Origin of the sequence: Williamsia sp. Leaf354, from assembly GCF_001424365.1 — a bacterium.
Taxonomy (GTDB): Bacteria; Actinomycetota; Actinomycetes; order Mycobacteriales; family Mycobacteriaceae; genus Williamsia_A.
The window spans coordinates 196,551-221,969 of sequence record NZ_LMPL01000002.1 but is presented as its reverse complement, the minus strand read 5'-3'; the positions used below and the strand labels follow the sequence as shown (position 1 = coordinate 221,969).

The following is a 25,419-nucleotide window of genomic DNA, read 5'->3' as shown; positions in this document are numbered from 1 at the left end:
TCGATGCCGGCGGTGACACAATGGCCGACGTGGCCCTAGGACGTCGACGACCCGACACCGACGGTGTCGTGCTGCTGTTCGGCGGGCGCAGCGAGATCGGCCTCGCCGTCGCGACACGCATCGCCGCCGACGCCGTGGTCGTGCTGGCGGCGCGGCGACCCGACGACCTCGAGACCGAGACCGCCGCCGTAATGGCCGCCGGAGCTCGCGAGGTGCACACCGTCGCGTTCGACGCCGACGACACCGCGTCACACACGGGGATCGTCGAGTCGGTGGTCGCACGACACGGCCCGATCGGTGTCGCCATCGTCGCGTTCGGCATCCTCGGTGATCAGGCCCGCGCCGAGACCGAGGTCGCCCACGCCCTGCAGATCGCCCACACCGACTACCTCGCGCAGATCAGCGTGCTCACCCCGCTCGCCGCGACGATGCGCGCACGCGACGCGGGCGCGATCATCGTCTTCTCCTCGGTGGCCGGCGTACGGGTACGACGCGCGAACTATGTGTACGGATCCACCAAGGCCGGCCTCGACGGCTTCGCGTCGGGTCTGTCCGACGCCCTGCACGACACCGGCGTGCACCTGCTACTGGCTCGGCCCGGCTTCGTCGTCGGGGCGATGACCAAGGACCTGATGGCCTCGGGTGTGGAGCCCGCGCCGATGTCGAGCACACCCGACCAGGTCGCCGACGCCGTCGTGCGCGCGTTGCAGCGGGGGCGCGCGACGGTGTGGATCCCGTGGGCCATCCGCCCGGCGTTCTTCGTGATGAAACTGCTGCCGCAGCCGATCTGGCGTCGCATGCCGCGATGACCGTGCCCGACGTCGTGGTGGTGGGCATCGGCGCCGACGGATGGCACGGACTGTCGCCGATTGCGCACGACGAGCTGATGGGCGCGACCACGATTGCCGGCTCACCACGGCAACTCGACCTGCTGCCCGAGTTGTCGGCGCGCACCCACGCGTGGTCGACGCCCATGCTCGCCGACCTCCGCGCGTTGCTCGCCGACCCGCCGGCGCGACCGCTGCACGTACTCGCCAGCGGCGACCCCATGTTCCACGGCGTCGGCGCCACGATCGTCGGGCTCATCGGCGCCGAGCGGGTCCGCGTCATCCCGGCCGTGTCGAGCGCGTCGCTGGCGGCTGCGCGCATGGGATGGGACCTCGCGCGCACACCGGTCATCAGTCTCGTCACCGATCCGGTCGAGACGATCCTGGCCCACGTGAGCGACAGCGTGCGACTGTTGGTGTTGAGCCGCGACGCCGACACGCCCGCGGCCATCGCGACTGCGTTGTGCGACCACGGCTTCGGCGAGTCCTCGGTCACGGTGCTCGAATGCCTCGGCGGTGACGAGGAGACGATCGAGTCCGCCGACGCCGCGCAGTGGCGACGACCACCGGGTCACGATCTCAACGTGGTGGCCGTCGCCTGTCGCGGCCCGAGGATCAGCACCGCACCCGGTCGCCCCGACACCGACTTCGACTCCGACGGGCAACTGACGAAGACGGCCGTCCGGTCGCTCACGCTCGCGCTGCTGCGGCCCGCTCCGCGGGAGGTGCTGTGGGACATCGGCGGTGGCGCCGGGTCGGTGTCCATCGAATGGTTGCTCGCCGAGCCCACGAGCCGCGCCGTGGTGTTCGAAGCCGACCCCGACCGACGGGCTCGCATCGCGCACAACGCCGCACGACACGGCGTCACCGCGCGCCTGCGCATCGAGGGCGAGGCGCCGGCGGCCCTGCACAACGCCCCACGACCCGACGCCGTGTTCGTCGGCGGTGGTCTGACCGTCGCGGGAATGGTCGAGACCTGCTGGGACGCCATGGCCCCCGGCGCACGCCTGGTCGCCAACGCGGTCACCCTCGAGTCCGAGACACTGGTGATGGACCGGCAGCGCAGCCTCGGCGGAGACCTGCGCCGCATCCACATCGACCACGCGGCGCCACTCGGGGGCATGACGACGTGGCGTCCCATCCTGCCCGTCACGCAGTGGTCGGTCGTCAAAGAACCGCACACCACCGAGGAGCGACCGTGACCGTGTACTTCATCGGCGCCGGCCCCGGCGCCGCCGATCTCATCACCCTGCGTGGGGCGAATGTGCTCTCCCGCTGCGCGACATGCCTGTACGCCGGTTCACTCGTTCCCGCCGAGATGCTCGAGCACTGCCCACCCGGGGCGGTGCTCATCGACTCCGCACGGATGCCGTTGGCCGACATCGTCGAGCACATCGCCGCCGCACATCGCGCCGGTCACGACGTCGCCCGCCTGCACTCCGGTGACCCGTCACTGTATTCCGCGGTGGCCGAACAGATCCGAGCTCTCGACGCCATCGGTATCGACCACGTGATCGTGCCCGGTGTCCCGGCCTTCGCGGCCGCCGCCGCGTCACTCGGACGGGAGCTCACCGTCCCCGGCGTCGGGCAGTCACTGCTCATCACCCGCGTCTCGACCCTGTCGACCGACATGCCCGACGGCGAGACCCTGGCCGAACTCGCCGCCACACGAGTCACGCTCGCCCTGCACCTCGCCGCCCACCGCATCGAGCAGGTCCAGGCCGACCTCGTCGAGCACTACGGCGCCGACTGCCCCTGTGCCGTCGTGGCGTTCGCGAGCCGTGACGACGAGCAGATCGTCCGCTGCACACTGGCCGATCTCGCCGCGCGCACCACCGAGGCCGGGATCGTGCGCACCGCGGTGGTGTTCGTCGGCCGCGTCCTCGCCGCCTCGGGCTTCCCCGACAGCTACCTCTATTCGCAGGCACGGATGACGAAGGTGGCCGGTGACGGCCACTGAGCCGCCGGCCCCCGTCCTGATCCTCGGCGGTACCGGCGAGGCCCGGGCACTCGCCGCGGCGTTGGTCGCCGACGGCATCGCATGCGTGTCCTCGTTGGCTGGTCGGGTCACCGATCCGGCCCTCCCCGCGGGCGAGGTCCGCATCGGTGGGTTCGGAGGATCCGACGGTCTCGCGGCCTGGTTGGCCGACCACCACTGCACGACGGTGGTCGACGCGACCCATCCCTTCGCGCAACAGATCTCCCGCAACGCCGCCGACGCCGCGAGAGCGACCGGCGCGCAGATGATCTCGCTGCGGCGCCCACCCTGGACACCGGGCCCCGACGACCACTGGGCCACCGTCGCCGACATCGGCGCGGCGGCGGCCCACGTGGGCACGCGCGCCCGGCGTGTCTTCCTCACCACCGGCCGTCAGGACGTGGGCGCCTTCGCCGACATCGACGACTCGTGGTTCCTCATCCGCGTGGTCGACCCGCCCACCGGGTCCCTCCCGCGCCGCCACCGGGTGCTGCGCAGTCGCGGACCCTATCGCCTCGCCGACGAGCGGGAGATCCTGCGCGACAACCACATCGACACCCTGGTCACCAAGAACAGCGGGGGTGACCTCACGAGCGCGAAGCTGCGTGCGGCGGCCGAGCTCGGAGTCGAGGTGGTGATGGTGCAACGGCCCGCGCCACCCGACCACGGGCAGGTGGTGACCTCGGTGGACGACGCACTCCGCGCGGTCCGCCGGGCACTCACCCCGGGGTGACGACCGATCAGGCGTCGCCGTAGCGGCGTGAGGTGAACACCGCGGCGCCGGCGGGCCGCTCGACGACCTGGGTGGTCGACGACCCGACGATGAGCAACGTCCGCATGTCGACGCTCGCGGGGTCGAGCTCACCGACCGTGGTCATCGACACCGCCTGCTCCGGGCCGCCGACATCGCGACCGGCGATCACCGGGCGCTCGGCGCCGACCTCGGCGAGCAGGATCGAGCGGAGCGCCTCGACCTGCCAGGTGCGGCTGGCCGAACCGGGGTTGTAGATGGCGATGACGAGATCGGCGGACACTGCGGCGCGGATACGACGCTCGATGGTGTCCCACGGCTTGAGGCGATCGGACAGGGAGATGACGGCGTAGTCGTGTCCCAGCGGCGCACCGACCGCCGCCGCCACCGCGTTGGCCGCGGTCACCCCGGGGACCACGCGGACCGTCACCCCGGTCCACGGCGCTTCCGCCGACATCTCGACCACGGCCGAGGCCATCGCGAACACACCCGGATCGCCCGACGACACCACGACCACGCGGGCGCCCGCCGCGGCGAGATCGAGGGCCATGCAGGCACGTTCGGATTCCACGCGGTTGTCGCTGGCGTGCATGCGCTGTCCGGGACGCGGCGAGATCCGGGCGAGATAGGTCTTGTAACCGACGATGTCGGTGGCGCGGGCGAGTTCGTCGAGCACCTCTGGCGTCGTCCACCGTTGTGCGCCGGGACCCAGGCCGACGACCACCACCTCGCCGCCGACGGGATCAGCGGTCGCTGCACCAGAGGTGCCGACGTGGTTGACCACACCGTTGATCACACCGGGGACCACGATCATCGAGAAGTAGGGGACCGAGGTCGGGTCCACGTCGCGGACGGGCACCACGCGCTGGGTGGTGGTCGACGCCCGTTCGACGTACCAGGCGCGGTCGGCGAGACCGGCGGTCTCCAACGCCTCGAGGACGGTGGGGAAGGTGCGACCCAGCTTCATGATCGCCACCGCATCGCTGTCGCGGAGTCGACGCACCAGTTCGTCGCGGCCCATGGTCCCGGGGAGCACGGTGGTGGTCTCGTCGGCCTCGACCCACGGGATCCCGACCGCGGCGGTGCTCGCGCTCACCGAGGTGACACCGGGGACGATCTCGGCGTCGAACTCGTCGACGAGACGTTTGTGCATGTGCATGTAGCTGCTGTAGAACAGCGGATCACCCTCGGCGAGAAGGGCGACCGTGCGCCCAGCACGCAGGTGGACGGCGAGCCTCTCGGCGGACTCGGTGTAGAACTCCTCGAGTGCCCCGCGGTACCCGCCGGGATGATCGGTGGTGCCGGTCGTGACCGGGTACACCAGCTTCTCGTGGAGCTGACCCTCTCGCAGGTACGGGGTGGCGACGCCCAACGCAATCGAACGGCCGTGGCGCGCAGAGTGATACGCGACCACGTCGGCGTCGGCGATGATCCGTGCCGCCTTGACCGTCACCAGTTCGCTGTCACCGGGCCCGAGGCCCACACCCCACAGTTTCCCGGCGCCGGATCCGGCATCGATGCGATCGGCGCTCACTCGACCGGGCTCGCCAACGCGTTGAGCGCGGCGGCGGTGATCGCCGAGCCGCCACGGCGCCCGAGGACGGTGATGAACTCCAGATCGGTCCGCTCGGCCAGTGCCGCACACGATTCGGCGGCACCGATGAACCCCACCGGGGCACCGACGATCGCGGCCGGGCGGGGACCGCCCGCGTCGATCTGCTCGAGGAGGGCGAACAACGCGGTGGGGGCGTTGCCGATGCCGACCACCGCGCCCTCGAGCATCGGTTCCCACAGGTGGACCGCGGCCGCGGTACGGGTGGTGTGCAACTGCTCGGCGAGCGGCGGCGTCCGCGGGTCCCCGAGAAGACACACGACGTCGTTGTCGACCGGCAGGCGCCGGCGCGTGACCCCCGAGGCGACCATCGTCGCGTCGCACAGGATGGGAGCGCCGTTGCGCAGCGCCGTCCGCGCCGCGGTCACGACACCCGGGGTGGCGACGACGTCGGTGGTGAGGTCGGTCTGCCCGCAGGCGTGGATCATCCGGACGACGACGGTCTCGGTGTCGTCGTCGAACGCCGACAGGTCGGATTCGGCACGGATGGTCGCGAACGACTGCCGGTAGATCTCGGCGCCGTCGTGGATGTAGGAGTACATGTCGGGACTCACGATAGCCGCGGGCCGTCGACCCTCTGACCGTCGTATCCCTCGCCCGTCGCCGTGACCCGCAGGTGATCGGAGTGGGGACTGCCGCAGGCTCGGTCGCATCCGACCCAGTGCTCACGCCCGTCATGGCCCGCCGTACCGGCGGTGACGGCGAACTCGAGATCGGCACGGACGTCGGCGTGGGACTTCGCGCACCCGGGTGATCCCACGCAGGAACTGACCCGCACCCACGGCGAGTTCGCGTCGAAGATCAGCCCCATCGGCGCCAACACGCGCACCACCGCCTCGGCCTCGTCCTCGGTGAGGTCGACCAGCACGATCGATCGCCACGGGGTCACGATGACCGGCTTCTCGACGGCCGCGATGACGGTGGCCGTCCGCGCGGGGAGGATCCCGTGGGCCAGCACCGCACCCAGCGCGACCCTGCCGTCGGCCTGCTCGAACCAGCCGACGGGCGCCGAGCCCTCGGACCCGAGCTCGACCGGATCGGTGGTGGCGGTCAGACCGGTGTGGTCGAGCACCGCGGCCACACCGTCGGGCAGTTCTGCCAGCCGCCACTGCCTGTCGCGTTGGCGACCGAAGGCGCGTGCCGCGGCCAGCATCGTCGCGACCGTGGCGTCGGCGGCCACGCGGACCCCGGTGTCGGCGCCGGCGAGGACGAGCGCGAACGCACCGTCGAGCCCTTCGTCACCGCCGAGGGCGTGCACACCGATGTCGGGTCCGAGTCCGGTGACGTCGCCGGTGCCGTCGTCGACGGCGAACAGGACGCGACCGGGCAGGTCCGCAAGGTCCGGGTCGGCGCGCAGACCGAGGTCGAGGTCGGTGACGATGCCCGCGACGTCGGGTCCCGACCCGACCCGACCGGCCAGCGGCGAGGCGAGGATATTGCGCACCCGTTCATGGGTCTCCGACGGCAGCAGCCCGGCGTCGGCGAGGCGCTGCGCGAGCGCATCGGGGTCTCGCACCGCTCTGAGCTGCACGTTCCCGCGACTGGTGAGTTCGAGGTCGCCGCTCGCCAGCTCGTCGGCCGCGGTGGCCAGCACGGCGAGTTGCTCCGGGGTCAGCACGCCCCCGGGCAACCGGACCCGCGCCAGCGGTCCATCGGCGGCCTGATGCAGCGACAGCGCACCCGGGCAAGCGTCGTCGGCGCGGGTCCGCGCGGTGGGATCGGGCGGCGTGGTCACGGCGTCCACGGTACGACCGCCGGTGCACAGACCCGTATCGTCGTCGGCAGAGCGGTGCGGAAACCGGTGGGAAACCGGTGCGGTCGCGCCACTGTGACCTGCGGCGACGCGGGAAGTCAGACCCGATCCGCTCACCGGAGATCTCCACACCACCACCGGGGCGCGAAACCCCCAGGGAGGCACGACTAGTGATCCTGCTGCTGTCCACCTCGGACACCGACCTGTCCAGCGCGCGATCGTCCGGCGGCGACTACACCTGGGCGAACTGCAACCGCATCAGCGTCACCGACGACCTGCCGGCCATGCTCGACGCCGCCGATCTCGTCATCGTGCGCATCCTGGGCGGGCGGCAGATGTGGGAGTCGGGGGTGGCCACGGTCCTCTCGTCCGGCGTGCCCCTGGTGATGCTGGGTGGCGAGATGGCCCCCGACGCCGCCCTGATGGAACTGTCGACCGTCCCCGCCAACGTCGCCTCGCAGGCACACCAGTACTTCGCCGAGGGCGGACCCGAGAACCTCCTGCAACTGAGCTGGTTCCTGTCCGACACCGTGCTGCTGACCGGACACGGATTCGAGCCGCCGCAGTCCACCCCGACCTGGGGGATCCTGGAACGCGACCACACCGACGTCGCGGGCCCGACGGTCGCGGTGCTCTTCTACCGGGCGCAGCACCTGTCGGGGAACACCGGATACATCCACGCTCTGTGCGACGCGATCGTCGCCCACGGCGCACGCCCGCTCCCGATCTTCTGCGCGTCCCTGCGCGCCGCACCTCCGGAGCTGCTCGACACACTGCGCGCCGCCGACGCCATGGTCGTCACCGTGCTCGCCGCGGGCGGGACCCGACCGGCGGGCGTCACCGCCGGCGGCGACGACGAGGCCTGGGACGTCGCCGAGCTCGCCGCCCTCGACGTGCCGATCCTGCAGGGCCTGTGCCTCACCAGCAGCCGCGCGACCTGGGCCGACGGCGACGACGGCATGACCCCGCTCGACGTCGCCACACAGGTCGCGGTGCCCGAGTTCGACGGTCGGATCATCACCGTGCCGTTCTCGTTCAAGGAGATCGACGCCGAGGGACTGAGCACCTATGTGCCCGACGCGGAGCGGTGCGCACGCGTCGCCGGTATCGCGACCCGCTACGCGCGTCTGCGCCACATCGCTCCCGCCGACAAGCGCGTTGCCCTGATGCTGTCGGCATACCCGACCAAGCACGCCCGCATCGGCAACGCCGTCGGCCTCGACACCCCCGCGAGCACCATCGGGGTGTTGCGCGCGATGCGTGCGGCCGGATACGACATGGGCCCGGAGTACGGCGACGACGCGGTCCCCGGCCTGGCCGCCGGCGACGGCGACGCGCTGATCCACGCACTCATCGAGGCCGGGGGACAGGACCCCGACTGGCTGTCGGCCGAACAGCTCGAACGCAATCCCATCCGCATCTCGGCGTCGCTGTACCGGGAGTGGTTCGCGACGTTGCCCGACGATTTCCGGGCCCGGGTCGTCGACCATTGGGGTCCGCCGCCCGGCGAGCTCTACGTCGACCGGTCGTCGGATCCCGACGGCGAGATCGTCATCGCCGCACTGCAGTTCGCGAACATCCTGCTCATGGTGCAGCCGCCACGCGGGTTCGGCGAGAACCCCATCGCGATCTACCACGACCCCGACCTGCCGCCGAGCCACCACTACCTCGCCGCCTACCGGTGGGTGGCCGCACCGGCCGATCGCGGCGGGTTCGGCGCCGACGCGATCGTGCACATCGGCAAGCACGGCAACCTCGAGTGGCTGCCCGGAAAAACCCTCGCCATGTCGGCGTCGTGTGGCACCGACGCCGCGCTCGGCGATCTGCCGCTGATCTACCCGTTCCTGGTCAACGACCCCGGGGAGGGGACGCAGGCCAAGCGTCGGGCGCACGCGACCCTCGTCGATCACCTCATCCCGCCGATGGCGCGCGCCGAGAGCTACGGCGACATCACCCGCCTCGAGCAGCTCCTCGACGAGCACTCCAACATCACCACCCTCGACCCGGTGAAGCTGCCGGCCATCCGTCAGCAGATCTGGACGCTGATGACCGCGGCGCAGATGCACACCGATCTCGGCCTGGAGGAGCGACCGGCCGAGGAGGTGTTCGACGACATGCTGCTGCACGTCGACGGCTGGCTGTGCGAGATCAAGGACGTCCAGATCCGGGATGGCCTGCACATCCTCGGCGAGGCGCCGCGCGGGGAGTCCGAGATCGACATGGTCCTCGCGATGCTGCGCGCCCGGCAGATGTGGGGCGGCGAACGCAGCGTCCCCGGCCTGCGCGAGGCCCTGGGGTTGTCGGAGGACGGCGACGAGGTCCGCGGGCGGGTCGACGAGATCGAGGTCCGCGCACGCGATCTCATCGTCGCGATGGCCGACGCCGACTGGGCGGTCGACGCCGTCGGATCCGTCGTCGCCTCGGTCGAGGACGCGACGCAACGCGACACCGTGGGACGCATCCTCGAGTTCGCGGCCACCGAGGTGGTTCCGCGTCTGCGGCAGACGGACGGCGAGGTCGACCGGATCCTGCACGCCCTGAACGGCGGTTTCATCCCGTCGGGACCCAGCGGCTCGCCGCTGCGCGGACTCATCAACGTCCTGCCGACCGGTCGCAACTTCTACTCCGTCGACCCCAAGGCGATCCCGTCGCGCCTGGCGTGGGAGACCGGCCAGCTGATGGCCGAGTCGCTCATAGACCGGTACCTCACCGATCACGGCGAGTACCCGCAGTCGGTGGGTCTGTCGATCTGGGGGACCAGCGCGATGCGGACCTCCGGGGACGACATCGCCGAGGTGTTCGCCCTGCTCGGGGTGCTGCCGGTGTGGGACGAGGGGTCACGGCGCGTGGTGCGCCTCGAACCCATCGGGCTCGAGGAACTCAAGCGGCCCCGGATCGACGTCACCGTCCGCATCAGCGGCTTCTTCCGCGACGCCTTCCCCCACGTGCTGGCGATGCTCGACGACGCCGTGCGTCTGGTGGCCGATCTCGACGAGCCCCACGAGTCGAACTTCGTCCGCGCCCACGCCCAGGCCGACCTCGCCGACCACGGCGACGAGCGCCGCGCCACCACCCGCATCTTCGGGTCGAAGCCCGGGTCGTACGGCGCCGGGCTGCTGCAGCTCGTCGACAGCAAGAACTGGCGCAGCGACACCGATCTGGCCGAGGTCTACACGACGTGGGGCGGCTTCGCCTACGGACGCGGCCTCGACGGCGTCCCCGCCGCCGACGACATGCGAACGGCCTACCGCCGGATCGCCGTCGCGGCGAAGAACACCGACACCCGCGAACACGACATCGCCGACTCCGACGACTACTTCCAGTACCACGGCGGCATGGTCGCCACGGTGCGGTCGCTGACCGGTAAGTCGCCCGAGGCCTACATCGGTGACAGCACCCGTCCGGAGTCGGTGCGCACCCGCACGCTGGCCGAGGAGACCGCTCGGGTGTTCCGGGCCCGCGTCATCAACCCGCGGTGGCTCGACGCCATGCGACGCCACGGATACAAGGGCGCGTTCGAGATGGCGGCGACCGTCGACTATCTCTTCGGCTACGACGCGACCACCGGCGTGGTGCAGGACTGGATGTACGAGAAGCTCACCGAGACGTATGTCCTCGACGAGACGAACCGCAAGTTCATGGCCGAGTCGAACCCGTGGGCGCTGCACGGGATCGCCGAGCGGCTCCTCGAGGCCGCCGGGCGGGAGCTGTGGTCGCAGCCCCCGCCGGAACTGCTCGCCCAGCTGCAGCAGGTGTTCCTCGAGACCGAGGGTGACATCGAGGGCGACGAGTAGGCGGCCGACCCAGCCCGGCGTGCCGTCCGGGAGAAAAATCGGTCCCTCGTTCGTTGACCCGGTACTCCATCACCACAACCGAGGACTGATCGCCATGAAGCTCGCCGTGTTCGCCACCTACCTGCTCGTCGAGATCGGCGCGTTCGTCGGTCTGGTGTACGCGATCGGCTTCTGGTGGACGCTGCTCGCGACCTTCGCCGCGGTGATCATCGGGTTCGCGATGCTGCGCCGTCAGGGCGCGCGGGTGTTCGCCGAACTCCGTGCCGCGGCAGACGGTTCCACCGATTCGGTGCGACCGCTCACCGACACCGCATTGCTCGCCGGCTCGGTGTTCCTGCTGTTCCTGCCGGGCATCGTCAGCACGGTGCTCGGAATCCTGCTGCTGCTCGGACCCGTCCGGGCACTGGCACGCCCGCTCGTCGCGGCAGTCGGCGCCCGTCGCGTCGTGACGGCGATGAACCGCTACGGCGCCGCCGGCGGCCGCGGGATCGTCGTCGAGGGCGAGGTCGTCGACCCGACACATCCCGCGTCGCCCGGCAGCACCCCGGGATGGCGTTCGATCGGCTGAGCGGCCTGACGCCGGTACCCGCGCGCACACAGGGCACACTGGACCCTCGTGGGAACTCAACTGTTCGTCGGCGGGCACATCTATTCGCCGGTCTCCCCGGACGCGACCGCGATGGCCGTCACCGACGGGATCATCTCCTGGATCGGGTCCGACCGCGTCGGGCGCGCCCTCCACCCCGACGCCGAGATCGACGATCTCGCGGGAGCTTTCGTCGCTCCCGCGTTCGTGGACTCCCACGTCCACCTCACCTCGACGGGCCTGTCGCTGGCCGGACTGGACCTCTCCGAGGCCACGAGCCGGGCGGAGTGCCTCGGCCTGTTGCGCACGCACGCCAACGACACCCCCGGCGGCGACCTGATCTGGGGTCTCGGGTGGGACGACTCCCAGTGGACCGATCACGCCAGTCCGACCACCGACGAGGTCGACGCCATCGTCGGCGATCGCCCCGTCTACCTCGCCCGCATCGACGAGCACTCCGCGGTGGCCTCCTCGGCGCTGCGGTTGATCGCCGCCGGAGTCGACGAAGCCCACGGGTACGACCCACAGCAGCCGCTCACCGCCGAGGCACACCACCTGGTGCGCGGGGCCGCACGCGAGCTCCTGACGCCCACCCAGCGTCGTCGCGCCCAGTTGCGCGCGCTCGACGAAGCCGTGGCACACGGGGTGGTGATGGTCCATGAGAACGGCGGCCCCGACATCAGCGGGCTCAACGACTTCGCCGCGATCGCCGACCTCGACCACCCGGTCGGCGTACGGCGACTCTGGGGACAGGCCGTGGCGACCGCCGACGATGCCCGTGCGCTGATGCACGCCACCGGAGCCGACGGACTAGCCGGTGACCTGTTCATCGACGGTGCCATCGGATCGCACACCGCGTGGCTGTGTCACGCCTACTCCGACGACGCCGACAACCACGGGGTCGACTATCTCGACCACGACACCGTCCTGGCGCACCTGCGAGCGTGCACCGAGGCCGGTGTCCAAGCCGGTTTCCACCTGATCGGCGACGGGGCGACGGCGTGTGTCGTCAGCGCCTTCACCACCCTGATCGACGAGGTGGGATCAGCGGCGGTGGCGCGGTGCGGTCACCGCATCGAGCACGCCGAGATGGTCGACGCCGCCGCGGCCGAGGTGCTGGCGCGGGCGGGCGTCACCGCCAGCATGCAACCGATCTTCGACGCCCTCTGGGGCGGACCGGGCGACCTCTACGAACAACGGCTCGGGCTGCCGCGCGGCACCACCCTGAACGATTTCGCCGCGCTGGCACGCGCCGGGGTCACCCTCGCCTTCAGCTCCGACGCCCCGGTCACCGCGATCCACCCCTGGGAACAGATCCGCGCCGCCGTCCACCACCACAACCCCCGCAACGCGGTGTCGCCGCGCGCCGCGTTCGCGGCCTGCACCCGGGGCGGGTGGCGCGCGGCCGGCGAGACCGATCGCGACCGCGGCACCCTCGTGCCGGGCGCGCCCGCCGACTACGCCGTGTGGGAGGTGGGGGAGATGGTCACCGCCGGATCCTCGGACAGCGTCGCCCGCTGGTCGACCGACCCGCGGTCGCGTGTCCCCGCACTGCCCGATGTCACCCCCGGCGTCGATCTGCCGGTGTGCCTGCGCACGGTGCGCGCGGGCGAGGTCATCTACCGCAGGCCCGACTGATGACCCGAGCACCGGTGATCCGGACTTGGCTGATCCGGACTGGGACCGCCGCCGCCGGTGGTGTCGCGATGTGGGCGTCGTTCCCGCCGCGCAACCTCTGGTTCTTCGGTGTCGTCTCGCTCGGCCTGCTGTACGCGGCGCTCGCCGTGGACCGGACCGGCGTCCGGATGGGCACCTGGTGCGGTTTCGTCTGGGGCGCCGCCTTCTGGCTACCGCTGCTGCCGTGGATCGGGGTCTACGTCGGCCCACTGCCGTGGGTCGCGTTGTCGATCGTCCTCGCGCTCTACCTCGCGCTGTTCGGTGCGATCGCCACGCTCACCATGCGTCTGGGCGTCGCACCACTGTGGTTCGCCCTGTGCTGGGTGACCGTCGAGTGGGCGCGATCGTCGTTCCCCTTCGGTGGTTTCCCCTGGGGCGCAACCGCCTTCGGACAGGTCGACAGCCCACTGACCTCGGTCGCGGCCCTGGGCGGTGTACCGGGCCTGTCGTTCGTCGTCGCGCTCACCGGCGCGGGTGTCGCCGCGGTGGTCATCCTCGCGATCACCCGCCCGCCGGCCATGCGGATGCGGTTGTCCGGTGCGGTCGCCGCGCTGTTGGTGGGTCCGATCGCCGCCGCGGCGATGTGGCCGTCGGTGCACGCTGCGAACACACCCGCCGACCGACCCGGGTCGACGCTCACGATCGCGGCGATCCAGGGCAACGTGCCGCGATTGGGCCTCGACTTCAACTCCCAGCGCCGTGCGGTTCTCGACAACCACGTCGCCGAGACGTTGCGGCTGGCCGACGCGATCCGTGCCGGTACCCAGCCCCGACCCGATGTCGTGCTGTGGCCGGAGAACGCCTCCGACATCGATCCACTCGACAACTCCGACGCCGCCGAGGAGATCACGGCGGCCTCACGCGCGGTGGGCGCGCCGATCCTCGTGGGCACCCTGATCGACAACGCCGACGGGCGGCCCACCAACACCGTCCTGGTGTGGGACGGCGCGAACGGTCCGATCGGTCGCTACGACAAACACATCGTGCAGCCGTTCGGCGAGTACCTTCCGTGGCGATCGTTCTTCCGCCACTTCTCCTCCTACGCCGACAAGGCCGGCAACTTCCGGGCCGGGACCGGCAGCACCGCACTGACCGTCCCGGTCGCGGGGGCCGACGGGGCGGTGCGGGTGGGTGTGTCGACCTGTTGGGAGGTCGCCTTCGACCGGTCGGCGCGGTCCGCCGTCGACGCCGGAGCCCAGTTCCTCTACGTTCCGACCAACAACGCCACGTTCGGCCGCACGCAGATGACGTATCAGCAGCTCGCGATGTCGCAGATCCGGGCCGTCGAGCACGGGCGCGCGGTGGCTGTCGCGGCGACCAGCGGCATCAGCGCCATCGTCGCCCCCGACGGCCATGTGACCTCCCGCACCGAGTTCTTCGCCCCCGGCACGCTGGTCTCGACGATCCCGCTGCACGTGAACCGCACCCTGGCGACACGCGCCGGCGCGATCCCGCAGGCCGTGCTCGTCGCGTTGACGGTGATCGGGTTTTTGGTCGCGCTGGTCCGACGTATTAAGTTGGGCGAACATGTGCGCGCCGAGACCTCGGGCGACGAGCCGCTGACGACCGCGGCATCGACGGGGTCGAGCGGCGAGCAGACCTGAGTCGAAGGAGACCCATGGATTCGCGGACCCCGCAGGGCCACGGCCCGTCCGGCGCCCCTGATCCGTCGGGCGTCCCTGATCCGTCCCGCCCGGTCGGCCCCGACGGCGCCGGCACGCTCGTGATCATCCCGACCTACAACGAGCGGGAGAACCTGCCGCTCATCATCGGCCGGCTCCACGCGTCGCTGTCGGCGGCGCACGTCCTCGTCGTCGACGACGGCAGCCCCGACGGCACCGGTGCACTGGCCGACGATCTGGCGTCGACGGACGCCGACAACCGGATCCATGTCATGCACCGCGCGGAGAAGAGCGGCCTCGGCGGCGCCTACATCGCCGGCTTCGGATGGGGCCTCGAGCGCGACTACGCCGTGCTGGTGGAGATGGACGCCGACGGCAGCCACGCGCCGGAGCAGCTGCACCGGCTGCTCGAAGGGATCAACGCCGGTTCCGACCTCGTCATCGGGTCCCGGTACGTCGCCGGTGGATCACTGGTGAATTGGCCGAAGCGGCGCAAGCTGCTGTCGCAGGGTGCGAACACGTACTCACGGCTCGCGCTGGGCGTCCGCGTGCGTGACATCACCGCGGGGTATCGCGCCTACCGTCGCGCGGTGTTGGAGAAGATCGACATCGCGTCGGTCGATTCCCACGGCTACTGCTTCCAGATCGACCTCGCCTGGCGCACGATCCAGGCGGGTTTCACCGTCAGCGAGGTGCCGATCACGTTCACCGAGCGCCAGATCGGCGAATCGAAGATGAGCGGTGACGTGATCGGTGAGGCGTTCTTCAAGGTGTTCGAGTGGGGCATGAAGCACCGACTCGAGAAGGCGGGCATCCGCCGGTCGTGACCGACCGGCGGATGCGACCTCCCGGGGTCTAGGTGGTGACGCCGCGGCGACGCTGCTTGAGCAGGTCCATCCGCTCGGTCAGCAGCTCCTCCAGCTCGGCCTCGCTGCGACGCTCGAGCAGCATGTCCCAGTGGGTGCGCGGCGGCTTGACCTTCTTCTCGTCGGGCTCGGCGCCCTCGAGGATGGTGCCCTCCATGCCGTTCTTGCACGGCCACTTCGAGGGGATCTCGGCGTCGTCGGCGAACGGGACGTCGAACAGTTCACCGTTGTCGGTGCGGTATTGCACGATGCGGCGGGGTGCCAGGTCGTGGTCGCGGTCGGTCTCGTAGCTGACCGCGCCCAGTCGGCTACCTCGGAGTACTCGATCTGCCATGGTGTCGTCCTCTCTGCTGTGGACTCGTCGACCGGGGGATGCGGCGATCGGTGCGCGCAGCCGCCGGGACGTCGGGCCGACCGGGCTGCCGCGGATCGGCACCGGTCGCCTGCGAGCCAGAACACCGCAATGCTACCCGCCATTCCCACAGCGGTCACATGCCGCGACACCGTCGGATCGCCCGCCGACGGTGCACAGCCCGTCTGGTCACCACCGGTACGCTGCGCTGATGGATTCCGAGCGTCGGCGGCGCCCCTACGCCTGCGCGTGGTGCGGCCGCCCGGTCGTCGATTCCGAGACCGGCCGGCGCCGTAAATACTGCAAGCGGGCGTGCCGTCAGCGCGCCTACGAACAACGCGCCGCGGTCGGCGGCAGTGCGGTTCCCACCGATGCGGTGATCCTGTCGAGCACCGAGGCCACCGAACTGGTCGACCGGCTCTTCGAGCTGCGGTGCGCCGCCGAGGACGTCGCCACCGCGGTCGCCGAACGCGCGTCGCACGCCGAACTCGACGACCTCTGCCGCCGGCTGGTGGAGCAGGCCGGCGACGCCGAACGCCTGCGGTGACCGCGACCCGTCAGAGGAAACGCTGGATCTGCTTGGCCGCCTCGCCGGGGTGTCGTGCCGCCATGCCCTCGCCGACGGCCTGCAGCTTCCACCCGCCGTCGCCACGGAAGACCTTCGCCATCACGATGCCGGTGAACGGCATCCCACCGGCGAGGGTGTAGCGGGCGAGCTCGGCGCGGTTGGACTGGTCCACCAGACGACAGAACGCGTTGTCGACCTGCTCGAAGGTCTGCCCCTGGTAGGACGTCACGATGAACAGGATCTGCGTGATCTGCTGCGGGATCCGGGTGAGGTCCACGTCGATCACCTCGTCGTCGCCGTCACCCTCGCCGGTGAGGTTGTCACCGTGGTGTTTCACCGAGCCGTCCTTGCTGACCAGCTGCCCGTAGTAGGCGAGGTCGGCGAGCTGAGTGCCGGCGAACATCATGGCCGAGGCGTCGAGGTCGATGTTCGACGACCGTCCACCCCCGAACAGACCCTTCTTGGTGAGGATCGGATCCCACCCCAGGCCCATGGTGATGCGGGTGAGGGCGACCCCGCCGTCCTTCTGCAGCGACACCCGCTGGCCCTTGGTGAGGCTGACCGGTCGGTCCTTGCTGAGGCTGACCTCGCCGGTGGAGGCCGTCGGCCACGGCTGGGCTCCGGCGGGCGCCACGGCTGCGGGCGGGGCAGGAGGTGCGGGCGGGGGAGTCGCGGGGGCCGGGCGGCTGTAGGACACCGACGGGGTCGGGGCGGCCGGGGGCGGGGTCGGAGCGGCGGGCGGTGTCGCGGCTGGCGGGGTCGGGGCGTCGTCCACCGACACCCCGTGGTCGGTGACCAGAGCCGCGAAGCCCCCGGCGTACCCCTGACCGACGGCGCGGACCTTCCAGTCCGCGCCGCGGCGATACACCTCGAGCGCGATGACGATCGATTCCGACGACAGGCCGTCGATCCGGTACTCGAACGCGTCGGCACCGCCGGCGCGGACGTGGGCGACCGGCGCCGCGACGGCACCGAACGTGCCGTTCTCGAGGGTGATCACCGCGCGGATCTGGCTGATGTCGGCGGGGACGGCCGACAGGTCGAGCCGCAGCGTGCCGACACCCGACCCACTGACCAGGGTGACCCCGGGACCCGACGGCTGGTTGAAGAAGACGAAGTCGGCGTCGGTGCGGACCTTGCCCGCATCGGTGACGAGCAACGCGGACAGATCACCCGCGGTCGCGAGGTCGATCGCGATCTCGACGTCGGTGGACCCGAGCGGCCCGTTCTGTCCCTTGGTCAGCGTCGTTGCCATCAGTAGCGGTCCTGTTCGTCGAGGTCGTTGTGCGGCGCGTCCGACGTCATCGGGGTGGCGTCGGGTCGGTGCGGGTCCAGACGAGCAGCGTCTCGAGGATCTCCGCCGAGGCGGCGATCCCGGAACTGCTCGTAACGGACAACGACGGGTGGTGCCACGAGAGTTCCTGTAGCTCGCCGTGGCGTGGCCGGATCGACCGGTCGGCGGCGACGAGCATCGAGGTGTCCAGCACCCCGTCCCCGGTGGCGAACACGCGTCGTGGCCGGTCGGGCAGGTATCGCTCGCCGATGGCCTCGATGGCCGATGCCTTGGTGAGGGGGTCGGGGACGACGTAGATCTTGCGTCCCTGACGTGACACGTTCCATCCGCGGTGCTCCGCCCACACCCGCCACCGCGACACCACGTCATCGGGCATGGACGGGAGATCGACGACGGCGTAACAGAACAGTCCGTCGGCGATGCGCAGGTTCGTCAGCCACGTCGGGTCGGAGTCGGCGGCGAGATGGTCGTACACCTCGTCGACCGGCGCACACGTGGCGCTCAGACGTCTCTCGACCTCGGTGCGCCACGCCGGGTCGGCGACACCGTCGAGCAGGATCTCGCCGCCGTTGGCCGCCACCGCGTATCGCGGCCGCCGGCCGCGATCGAGGGGGAGGTCGACGCGACGGAACTGCTCGACACTGCGCGTCGTCGTCGGGACCACGACGGCGAGGGTGTCGAGCTCGGCGAGCAGCTCGACCGCCAGCGGTGACATGAACGATTGCTGTGCACCGCGATAGAGCTCGACGCACCGGAACTCCGCCATCGCGAGCGGATCGTCGGGGGCCGCCACCCCTGCCGCGGCCGCCGAGTAGATCAGGGTGCGATCGAGGTCGGTCGCGATCAGATCCGTCGCGCCGGCGGTGGTCATCGCATCTCCTTGATGAGGCCCATGCAGGCGTAGGCGAGGTCGTCGACGACCTCGATCGGAACGTCCCGGCTCTGCGCCAGGGCGAAGATGTGGCGCAGTTCCGGCGCATCGGGGTCGCGGACGAGAACCCGCCAGGGCACACGCCGCAGCAGTACCCGGGTCGTCTCCCCGACACCGGGTTTGACGAAGTTGACCGAACTGATGCCGTAGCGCTGCGCGATCTCGGCGACCGACCGCCACCCGGTCCACGTCGGTGTCCGATCCGAGCCCTGCACCGACGCGACGGCGGCGTCCACCCCCGCGGTGACGGCGGCGTAGCGTCCGGACACCTTGTCCAGCAACAGGTTCGACACATCCGAGTCGGCGAGGTCGGCGTAGAACTTCGCACCGTGGTAGTCCCGCGGACCGATCAGGTCGGCGTTGAGCACGGTGCGCGAGACGAGGCCGGACACCGTCGAGTTCAGGCACGCCGAGGCGATGAGGAAGTCCTCACGCGTGCCGAAGGTCCGCACGCAGTGGCCGGGGTCGGCGAGTACTGCGAGGTCGGGGTCGAAACGCGGACCGCCGCCGGTGGCGACGACCTCGAGCGCTGCGGCGAGCTCTTTCGCGATCGCGCCCTTGCCCGTCCATCCGTCGACGAAGACCACCGACGCCGGATCGTGGTGAGCCGCGATGTGTTCCAGGGCGACGGGATCGATCCCGCGGTCGCGGACGATCGACACGGCGTAGTGCGGGAGGTCGAGACCGTGTCGGTGTCGGGCCCAGCGGCGCATCAGGATCCCGATCGGGGTTCCGGCCCGTGCCAGCGACGCGAACACGATGTCGTGACCGCGTTCGGCCAGGACCAGCTCGGTGACGACCGCGACGGCGGTCGCGAGGGTGTCGGCGGTGTCGGCCAGCACCGTCGCGAACAGTTCGCGGTAGGCGGCATCCGGTTGGAACTCGACGGGCAGCGATTCGGCGTAGTGCGCGGTCCCGGCCTGGATCGCCTTCTCGCGCTGGGTGATGTCGGCCTCGAGTCGGCGGTCGGAGAGGTCGGTGAGCAACCAGGCCACCTCATCGGCGGCGTAGCTGCCGAACGTCGGTCCGTACAGCGGATCCGGGGTCGTCACGAGTCGCTCCGGGCTCGCGCGAGTGCGACGAAATCCGTGGCCCCGACGACGGCGACGAGCAAGGCCCGACCCCGCGCGGTGAGGGCCGCTATAAGGCCGTCGGGGGATCGCAGCTCCGCGGTGTCGGCGGGGGTGTCGACCACCAGGACCCGCTGCGTACCGGGCTCGTCGGCGGCGGCGTTGTAGAGGTGACGTCGCGGCGCGTCGGCCGACCATTGCGCCTCCGGGGCGAGGAACTCCATCCCGTGGCGCAGGGGATAACCGGGGTCGTCGAACACATGGGCCGGTGATCGGGTCGTCGTCTGCGAGCGCACATCGCACCCGCGGCGTTCCAGTTCGGCGGCGATGCGCAGGGGCAGGTACATCAGCTCCTCGTGCCCGATCACCACCACCGGGGCGTCCGCGTCGAGGTGGTCGGCGACGGCGTCGGCGGCCAGGCGCACATGCTCAGCGAACGCGGGCTCGTCGCCGACCAGGAAGCCGTGTCGGCCGCCGTCGGGCACCGACGCCGGCCAGGGGATCACGACGGTGTCGACCGAGCCCGGCGCCGTGTCCGCGCTGGGCGGCGCCTCGGGTGCGGGCAGGGCCAGGACGCGGTCGACGAGGTCGTCGGGGATCTCGGCCCGCCCACGCGCCAGGCTGACGAACGCGACGTCGACACCGAGATCGATGGCGGCCGCGGAGCATCGGGCCCGGTCCTCATCGGAGCGCATGTCGACCAGCGACGCCACCACGTAGACCCCACGGGGGACCACGGCGTGCAGCGACGCGATCGCGTCGAGAGCGGTGTCGCCGGTGGATATCTCGTCGTCGACGAGCACCAGCGGACCCGGCCCGGCGATGAGGTCCGCGTCGGTGGGAGAGATCCGGTGGTCGGTGGCGTGGGAGTGACCCTCGGTGAACGTCGCGAACACCGGTGCCCCCGGGTGCGTCCGTCGGGTGGAGTGCAGATAGGTGGCCGCCGCCATCCGGTGCGCCACGCAGTGACCGAGACCCGTTGCGGTCTCGGCGAACCCGAACACGGTGATGTCGGTATCGAGTCCTCGCCGCGACAGCTCGGCGGTCGCGAGATCGGCGAGGTCGTCGGCCGCATGCAGGATCGCCGAGGGGGCGACCGGGATGTGCTTGCCCAGCACCGTCGACACCCACAGGTGCGCCCGGCGCGGGTTGCGCCGGAGACCCGGCACGATGAGGTCGTCGACGGTGTGGCCGGCCGAGGACTCGACGTGGTGTGCTCGGAGCCCGAGATGGGTCTCGGCCCACCACCGATCGCTCACCGGTCCACCACGGCGGTCAGCAGTTCGATGACCCCCACCTCGGGGCGGGTCACCCCGAACACCGTCGCCCGGGTCAACGTCCGGATCGCCCAGTTGCGGTGCGGTCGGCGCTCGTTCATCTTGTTGCGGTACTCCGAGGGCAGCACACCACCGACGTCGGCCGCCGCGGCGCCCACGGCGTCGACCGCCTCGGCGACCGACCGGGTGGACCCGTCGACACCCACATCCACGAGATCGCGTTCGGAGATGTTGAGAACCGCGAGGGCATCGACGAACTCCTCGTGCGACACCGCGCAGACCGAGTGCACGACGTTGACGTGGGTGGGGTGGATGACCGTCTTGCCCTGTAGGCCGTTGGCGCGGTCGAGGACCAGTTCCCGCAGCAACCCGTCGAGATCCCGGCTGACCAGACGATTGCGGAAACGCACCGCGTCGATCTCGCGGAACGGCGTGTTGCGCAACAGCGGTCGGAACATGCGTTCGTGCGCGTTGTAGTACTCCCACACCGGGCCGGTGATGATGAACCCCGTGCCGTCGCGCCGACCGAGCACGTTCACGATCGACGCGATCACCGACGCGACCGGGTGGACGTCGTAGATGGTGAGGTCGGGATCGCGACGGATGCCGAACGCGCCGCTGAGGTCGGTCGCACCGATCCGCACCGCGAGGATCACCGACCGGTACGCGTCGAGCAGTTCGGCGATGGCGTGCAGCTCCTCGGATCGGGTCTCGAGGTGCAGGACCCGCGCGGTCTCGATGATCGGCATCGCCCGCAGCCGGTGCGGGCGGGTGGCGTTGGCCGCCACGATCGGGTCGAGGAACGACCGGCCGGTGTCGGCGGAGAACTTGGGCAGGACGAACCCGGCCAGCGTGTCCGTGTCGGCCGCGATCGCGTCGAGTACCTCGTCGATCTGACCGGGATGACGCACGCGGACGAAGACCATCGGCACCGACGGTCGCGCCGACAACGCGTCGAGCGTCGACACGATCGCGGCGACACCGGACTGCACGTCCTCGTCGGGGACGGCGTCCTCGAGATCGATCACCACCGACACCGAACCGGCGGTACCGGCCCGCACGATGAGATCGGCGAGGTTGTCGCGCACCGCGGGGATGTACAGCGTCGCCCCCAGGGCGGTGGACACGAGGTCGACGTCGCCGTCGATCGCGACCGCGCGCGGGCGCCGGTGGAACAGGCGCTCACACTCCGACACCGACAGCATCGGGAAATGGGTGACGCTGCGGTGACCGGTCGCGTTCACCGGCGCGCCTCGCCCTTCATCTTCGCCACCGTCTCGGCGACGAATTCCGACACCGAGGTCAGTTCCTGCACGTACCCCCAGTAGTCGGGGTGGGTGCCGACCAGCGCAGCGGTGGCCCGTTCGACACGCGCCGCGGTGGCATCGAGCACCGAACCCCAGCGCGGGACCAGGCGGCGGTCGACCGCGAGGAGCTGTGCGTCGCGGATGGCGAACCGGACCTCGCCCTCGAGGCGGCGCGGATCGGCCCGCACGTCGCGCAGCAGCGCCAGGCGGTCGGTGACGCCGTCGACGAACCCCTCGGCGTCGGCGAGGCGACTGCGGGCCGAGGCGACGCGCTCGGCGGCGGCATCGGGGTCGCCCGCGAGGAGTTCGGTCGCGGCGTCGACGAAGTGATCAGCCGATCGGAGCGCCTCGTCACCGCGACGGTCGTCACCGACCAGATCCTCCGAACAGGCCGACGAGAACTCCCGGAGCAGAGCCGAATACGCCTGGGGGAGTCGTTGCGCGCGGGTCGCGACCGCCGACCGGCGGGTCCGCACCGAGGCCAGGGCCCTGCGCACCTCCTCGGCGCGGCCGGGCGCACCCGCGACGGCCGCCCGCAGACCCTCGACCGCGGAGACGAGATCAGCCGTGGCGGTGTGGATGGCCGATGGTTCGCCGGCTGCGCGTGCGCGGTCGAAGGTGTCGCGTGCGCCGGCGTGCTCGACCAGGGCGACCCGGATCGACGAGTAGTCCCGCAGATGCGGGTCGAGCGCCCCGACCGCGTCGACCGCGGCGTCCGACGCCCGCGCGGCCGCCCCCGCCTCGTCGGGGACGGCGGCGCGCACGGCCCGGGCGTTCTCGATCGCGGTCGAGTGCGCGGTGTAGAAGCGGTCGAGATCGGCGATGGCCTTCTGCAGGGCCTCGGAGCACTGGCGGTATTCGGTCTCCGACACCAGGCCCGCCCCGGCGGCGGAGAGTTCGGTCGACTGACCGCTGAGCCGCAGGTACCAGTCGATCGAGGCGTAGACCGATGCGCGCACCGGTTCGAACTCGCGGGTCAGGGAGCGGTCGGTCGCGAGGTCGGCGGCGGCGTCGACACCCTCGGCGATGATGGACAGTCGCTGGTCGAGCGCGAGGAAATCGCGGACCATGGCCTCACGGGGTCCGTCGAGTGGCCCGGGGGCCGCCGATCGCGGCGTGGGGGTGCCGCCCGCACGCGGCGCGCGTCGAAACCAGCCACTGACCACGAGCGCGATCGTACTGGCCCGACGCGTGTCGACACGTCCCGCCGTACGCGAGCGGCGCTCGGGAACGCGACGCGCATGCCGTCCGTTGCCCCCGTGGATCCCTCGCACGGTTTGTCGGATCTCACGTACGGTTACCCACAGAATGACCACTGAAGAAAGGGACTGACATGGGCGTCAGCTTGAGCAAGGGCGGCAACGTTTCTCTCACCAAGGAGGCACCGAACCTCACGGCGGTGTCGGTGGGTCTCGGTTGGGACATCCGCACCACCACCGGAACCGATTTCGACCTCGACGCCAGCGCCATCGCCGCCGGCACCGACAAGAAGGCGTTGTCGGACAAGCACTTCGTCTTCTTCAACAACCTGACCTCCCCGGACGGTTCCATCGAGCACCTCGGCGACAACCTGACCGGCGAGGGCGAGGGCGACGACGAGGTCATCAAGGTGAACCTCGCGGCCGTCCCGCCGGAGGTCGACTCCATCGTCTTCCCCGTCTCGATCTACGACGCCGACTCGCGTTCGCAGTCGTTCGGTCAGGTCCGCAACGCCTTCATCCGCGTGGTCGACCAGTCCAACAGCAAGGAACTCGCCCGCTACGACCTCTCGGAGGACGCCTCCACCGAGACGGCCATGGTCTTCGGTGAGCTCTACCGCTCGGGATCGGAGTGGAAGTTCCGCGCGGTCGGCCAGGGGTATGCCTCGGGACTCGCCGGGATCGCACGCGACTACGGTGTGAACGTCTGACGCGCTAGCCCTCTCCGAAAGGCTTCCCCTCGTGGTTGTTCGCACCTTCGGGATCTCGATCCTGGTGACCATCGCCTCACTGGTGGTGGCGTTCATCTACGGCAGCTGGGAAGCGGTGGCGCTGTGCGCCATCCTCGGTGTGCTGGAGGTGTCGCTCTCCTTCGACAACGCGGTCATCAACGCGACCGTGCTCGAGAAGATGAGCGAGTTCTGGCAGAAGATGTTCCTCACGGTCGGCATCATCATCGCCGTCTTCGGGATGCGGCTCCTGTTCCCGCTCGTGATCGTCTGGGTCACGGCGGGACTGGATCCGGTCCGGGCGTTCGATCTGGCCATGAACCCGCCCGCGGGCGGGGCCGAGAACTTCGCCGACGGCAGCCCGAGCTACGAGAAGATCCTCACCGACGCCCACCCACAGATCGCCGCGTTCGGCGGGATGTTCCTGTTCATGCTGTTCCTGAACTTCATCCTCGCCGAGCGCGACACCAAGTGGTTGGCATGGTTCGAGAAGCCACTGGCGGCGATCGGCAAGCTCGACCAGCTCTCGGTGATCATCGCCGGTGGCAGCCTGACCCTGGTCGCGGAGTTCCTCGCCGACGACCAGCATCGCGCGACGATCATGATCGCCGGCGTGCTGGGCATGATCACCTACATCGCCGTCGACGGTCTGGGCTCGCTGTTCCACACCGAGCAACTCGAGGAAGACCACGAACGCGATGTCGCGTCGCGGGCCGCGGGTGGGCCGTCGACCCTGGTGAAGGCGACCGGTAAGGCCGCGTTCTTCCTGTTCCTCTACCTCGAGGTGCTCGACGCGTCGTTCTCCTTCGACGGCGTCATCGGCGCGTTCGCCATCACCGCCGACCCGATCATCATCGCCCTGGGCCTCGGCTTCATCGGCGCGATGTTCGTCCGCTCGATCACCGTGTTCCTGGTGCGGCAGGGCACGCTCGCCGAGTACCGGTACCTCGAACACGGCGCACACTGGGCGATCGGCGCCCTGTCGGTGATCCTGTTCATCTCGATCGAGTACCACATCAACGAGATCATCACCGGCCTCGTCGGCGTCGCGTTCATCGGTGCGGCCTTCATCAGCAGCGTCATCGCCAACCGACGCGAGGCGGGCGACGACACGACACCGCCGACAGCCGGTTCCCCGACCGGCGAGATGGCCACCGTCACCGAGTGATTCGTTCGCCGCTGCATCGTCGAGGAGACCTCGTCGACCGGCGGGTACTGTGCTCTCGG

At 70.5% G+C, this 25,419-nt stretch carries 22 protein-coding genes; 12 read left to right on the top strand and 10 right to left on the bottom strand.

The window, feature by feature from the left end; genetic code table 11:
- Window positions 1–20: 20 nt before the first annotated feature.
- The 4 genes from ASG12_RS09080 to ASG12_RS09065 are packed head-to-tail and all read left to right on the top strand — an operon-like array spanning window position 21 to window position 3,538.
- Window positions 21–809, top strand: a complete 789-nt coding sequence (locus ASG12_RS09080; protein WP_055788397.1) for an SDR family NAD(P)-dependent oxidoreductase — start codon at window positions 21–23, stop codon at window positions 807–809.
- Window positions 806–2,029 (top strand): bifunctional cobalt-precorrin-7 (C(5))-methyltransferase/cobalt-precorrin-6B (C(15))-methyltransferase, encoded by a 1,224-nt coding sequence (locus ASG12_RS09075; protein ID WP_055788395.1) that lies wholly within the window; start codon window positions 806–808, stop codon window positions 2,027–2,029. The genes ASG12_RS09080 and ASG12_RS09075 overlap by 4 nt, the downstream gene beginning before the upstream one ends.
- Window positions 2,026–2,787: a precorrin-4 C(11)-methyltransferase gene (gene cobM / locus ASG12_RS09070; RefSeq protein ID WP_055788391.1), complete on the top strand. Its 762-nt coding sequence runs from the start codon at window positions 2,026–2,028 to the stop codon at window positions 2,785–2,787. Before ASG12_RS09075 ends, cobM begins: the two co-directional genes overlap by 4 nt.
- The gene (locus tag ASG12_RS09065; protein ID WP_055788387.1) at window positions 2,774–3,538 is read left to right on the top strand and encodes a cobalt-precorrin-6A reductase; all 765 of its coding nucleotides are present in this window, start codon (window positions 2,774–2,776) and stop codon (window positions 3,536–3,538) included. Before cobM ends, ASG12_RS09065 begins: the two co-directional genes overlap by 14 nt.
- A gap of 7 nt (window positions 3,539–3,545) precedes the next feature.
- On the opposite strand, the gene cobJ is transcribed toward ASG12_RS09065, so the two are convergent.
- From cobJ to cobG, 3 genes are read right to left on the bottom strand one after another with little or no spacing between them, the layout of a single operon-like run.
- Window positions 3,546–5,090: a precorrin-3B C(17)-methyltransferase gene (gene cobJ / locus ASG12_RS09060; RefSeq protein ID WP_055788384.1), complete on the bottom strand. Its 1,545-nt coding sequence runs from the start codon at window positions 5,088–5,090 to the stop codon at window positions 3,546–3,548.
- Window positions 5,087–5,710 (bottom strand): precorrin-8X methylmutase, encoded by a 624-nt coding sequence (locus ASG12_RS09055; RefSeq protein WP_045822948.1) that lies wholly within the window; start codon window positions 5,708–5,710, stop codon window positions 5,087–5,089. Before ASG12_RS09055 ends, cobJ begins: the two co-directional genes overlap by 4 nt.
- An 8-nt stretch (window positions 5,711–5,718) precedes the next feature.
- Window positions 5,719–6,903, bottom strand: a complete 1,185-nt coding sequence (cobG, locus tag ASG12_RS09050; RefSeq protein WP_055789385.1) for a precorrin-3B synthase — start codon at window positions 6,901–6,903, stop codon at window positions 5,719–5,721.
- A 188-nt stretch (window positions 6,904–7,091) separates the two neighbouring features.
- On the opposite strand from cobG, the gene cobN reads away from it, so the two are divergent.
- The 5 genes from cobN (at window position 7,092) to ASG12_RS09025 (ending at window position 15,427) form a co-directional block, all read left to right on the top strand.
- A complete protein-coding gene (gene cobN, locus ASG12_RS09045; protein WP_055788381.1) occupies window positions 7,092–10,715 on the top strand; it encodes a cobaltochelatase subunit CobN in 3,624 nt (1,207 codons plus the stop codon).
- Between the two features lie 94 nt (window positions 10,716–10,809).
- Window positions 10,810–11,283, top strand: coding sequence for an FxsA family protein (locus ASG12_RS09040; protein ID WP_055788379.1), 474 nt, complete (start codon window positions 10,810–10,812; stop codon window positions 11,281–11,283).
- 48 nt (window positions 11,284–11,331) lie between these two features.
- The gene (locus tag ASG12_RS09035) at window positions 11,332–12,939 is read left to right on the top strand and encodes an amidohydrolase (protein WP_055788376.1); all 1,608 of its coding nucleotides are present in this window, start codon (window positions 11,332–11,334) and stop codon (window positions 12,937–12,939) included.
- Window positions 12,939–14,582, top strand: coding sequence for an apolipoprotein N-acyltransferase (gene lnt, locus ASG12_RS09030; RefSeq protein WP_055788374.1), 1,644 nt, complete (start codon window positions 12,939–12,941; stop codon window positions 14,580–14,582). Before ASG12_RS09035 ends, lnt begins: the two co-directional genes overlap by 1 nt.
- Before the next feature lie 14 nt (window positions 14,583–14,596).
- Window positions 14,597–15,427, top strand: coding sequence for a polyprenol monophosphomannose synthase (locus ASG12_RS09025; RefSeq protein ID WP_082501819.1), 831 nt, complete (start codon window positions 14,597–14,599; stop codon window positions 15,425–15,427).
- A gap of 28 nt (window positions 15,428–15,455) precedes the next feature.
- On the opposite strand, the gene ASG12_RS09020 is transcribed toward ASG12_RS09025, so the two are convergent.
- Window positions 15,456–15,800, bottom strand: coding sequence for an RNA polymerase-binding protein RbpA (locus ASG12_RS09020; protein ID WP_045822805.1), 345 nt, complete (start codon window positions 15,798–15,800; stop codon window positions 15,456–15,458).
- A 229-nt stretch (window positions 15,801–16,029) separates the two neighbouring features.
- On the opposite strand from ASG12_RS09020, the gene ASG12_RS09015 reads away from it, so the two are divergent.
- Window positions 16,030–16,365, top strand: coding sequence for a hypothetical protein (locus ASG12_RS09015; RefSeq protein ID WP_045822806.1), 336 nt, complete (start codon window positions 16,030–16,032; stop codon window positions 16,363–16,365).
- A gap of 10 nt (window positions 16,366–16,375) precedes the next feature.
- On the opposite strand, the gene ASG12_RS09010 is transcribed toward ASG12_RS09015, so the two are convergent.
- The 6 genes from ASG12_RS09010 to ASG12_RS08985 are packed head-to-tail and all read right to left on the bottom strand — an operon-like array spanning window position 16,376 to window position 23,431.
- A complete protein-coding gene (locus ASG12_RS09010; RefSeq protein ID WP_055788371.1) occupies window positions 16,376–17,641 on the bottom strand; it encodes a TerD family protein in 1,266 nt (421 codons plus the stop codon).
- A gap of 46 nt (window positions 17,642–17,687) precedes the next feature.
- Window positions 17,688–18,551, bottom strand: a complete 864-nt coding sequence (locus tag ASG12_RS09005; RefSeq protein WP_055788368.1) for a hypothetical protein — start codon at window positions 18,549–18,551, stop codon at window positions 17,688–17,690.
- Window positions 18,548–19,663: a cysteine protease StiP family protein gene (locus ASG12_RS09000; RefSeq protein ID WP_055788364.1), complete on the bottom strand. Its 1,116-nt coding sequence runs from the start codon at window positions 19,661–19,663 to the stop codon at window positions 18,548–18,550. The genes ASG12_RS09005 and ASG12_RS09000 overlap by 4 nt, the downstream gene beginning before the upstream one ends.
- Complete coding sequence (locus tag ASG12_RS21670; protein ID WP_055788362.1) at window positions 19,660–20,940, bottom strand: phosphoribosyltransferase family protein; 1,281 nt, start codon at window positions 20,938–20,940, stop codon at window positions 19,660–19,662. Before ASG12_RS21670 ends, ASG12_RS09000 begins: the two co-directional genes overlap by 4 nt.
- The gene (locus ASG12_RS08990; RefSeq protein WP_055789379.1) at window positions 20,937–22,163 is read right to left on the bottom strand and encodes an HpcH/HpaI aldolase/citrate lyase family protein; all 1,227 of its coding nucleotides are present in this window, start codon (window positions 22,161–22,163) and stop codon (window positions 20,937–20,939) included. Before ASG12_RS08990 ends, ASG12_RS21670 begins: the two co-directional genes overlap by 4 nt.
- 35 nt (window positions 22,164–22,198) lie before the next feature.
- Window positions 22,199–23,431, bottom strand: coding sequence for a hypothetical protein (locus ASG12_RS08985; protein WP_156378041.1), 1,233 nt, complete (start codon window positions 23,429–23,431; stop codon window positions 22,199–22,201).
- Window positions 23,432–23,598: 167 nt separating this feature from the next.
- On the opposite strand from ASG12_RS08985, the gene ASG12_RS08980 reads away from it, so the two are divergent.
- Together ASG12_RS08980 and ASG12_RS08975 are read left to right on the top strand one after the other, a co-directional pair.
- Window positions 23,599–24,174: a TerD family protein gene (locus tag ASG12_RS08980; protein ID WP_055788355.1), complete on the top strand. Its 576-nt coding sequence runs from the start codon at window positions 23,599–23,601 to the stop codon at window positions 24,172–24,174.
- A 31-nt stretch (window positions 24,175–24,205) separates the two neighbouring features.
- Window positions 24,206–25,360 carry a DUF475 domain-containing protein gene (locus ASG12_RS08975; RefSeq protein ID WP_055788352.1) on the top strand — a complete coding sequence of 385 codons (1,155 nt, stop codon included), beginning with the start codon at window positions 24,206–24,208 and terminating at the stop codon, window positions 25,358–25,360.
- The last annotated feature ends 59 nt before the right edge of the window (window positions 25,361–25,419 follow it).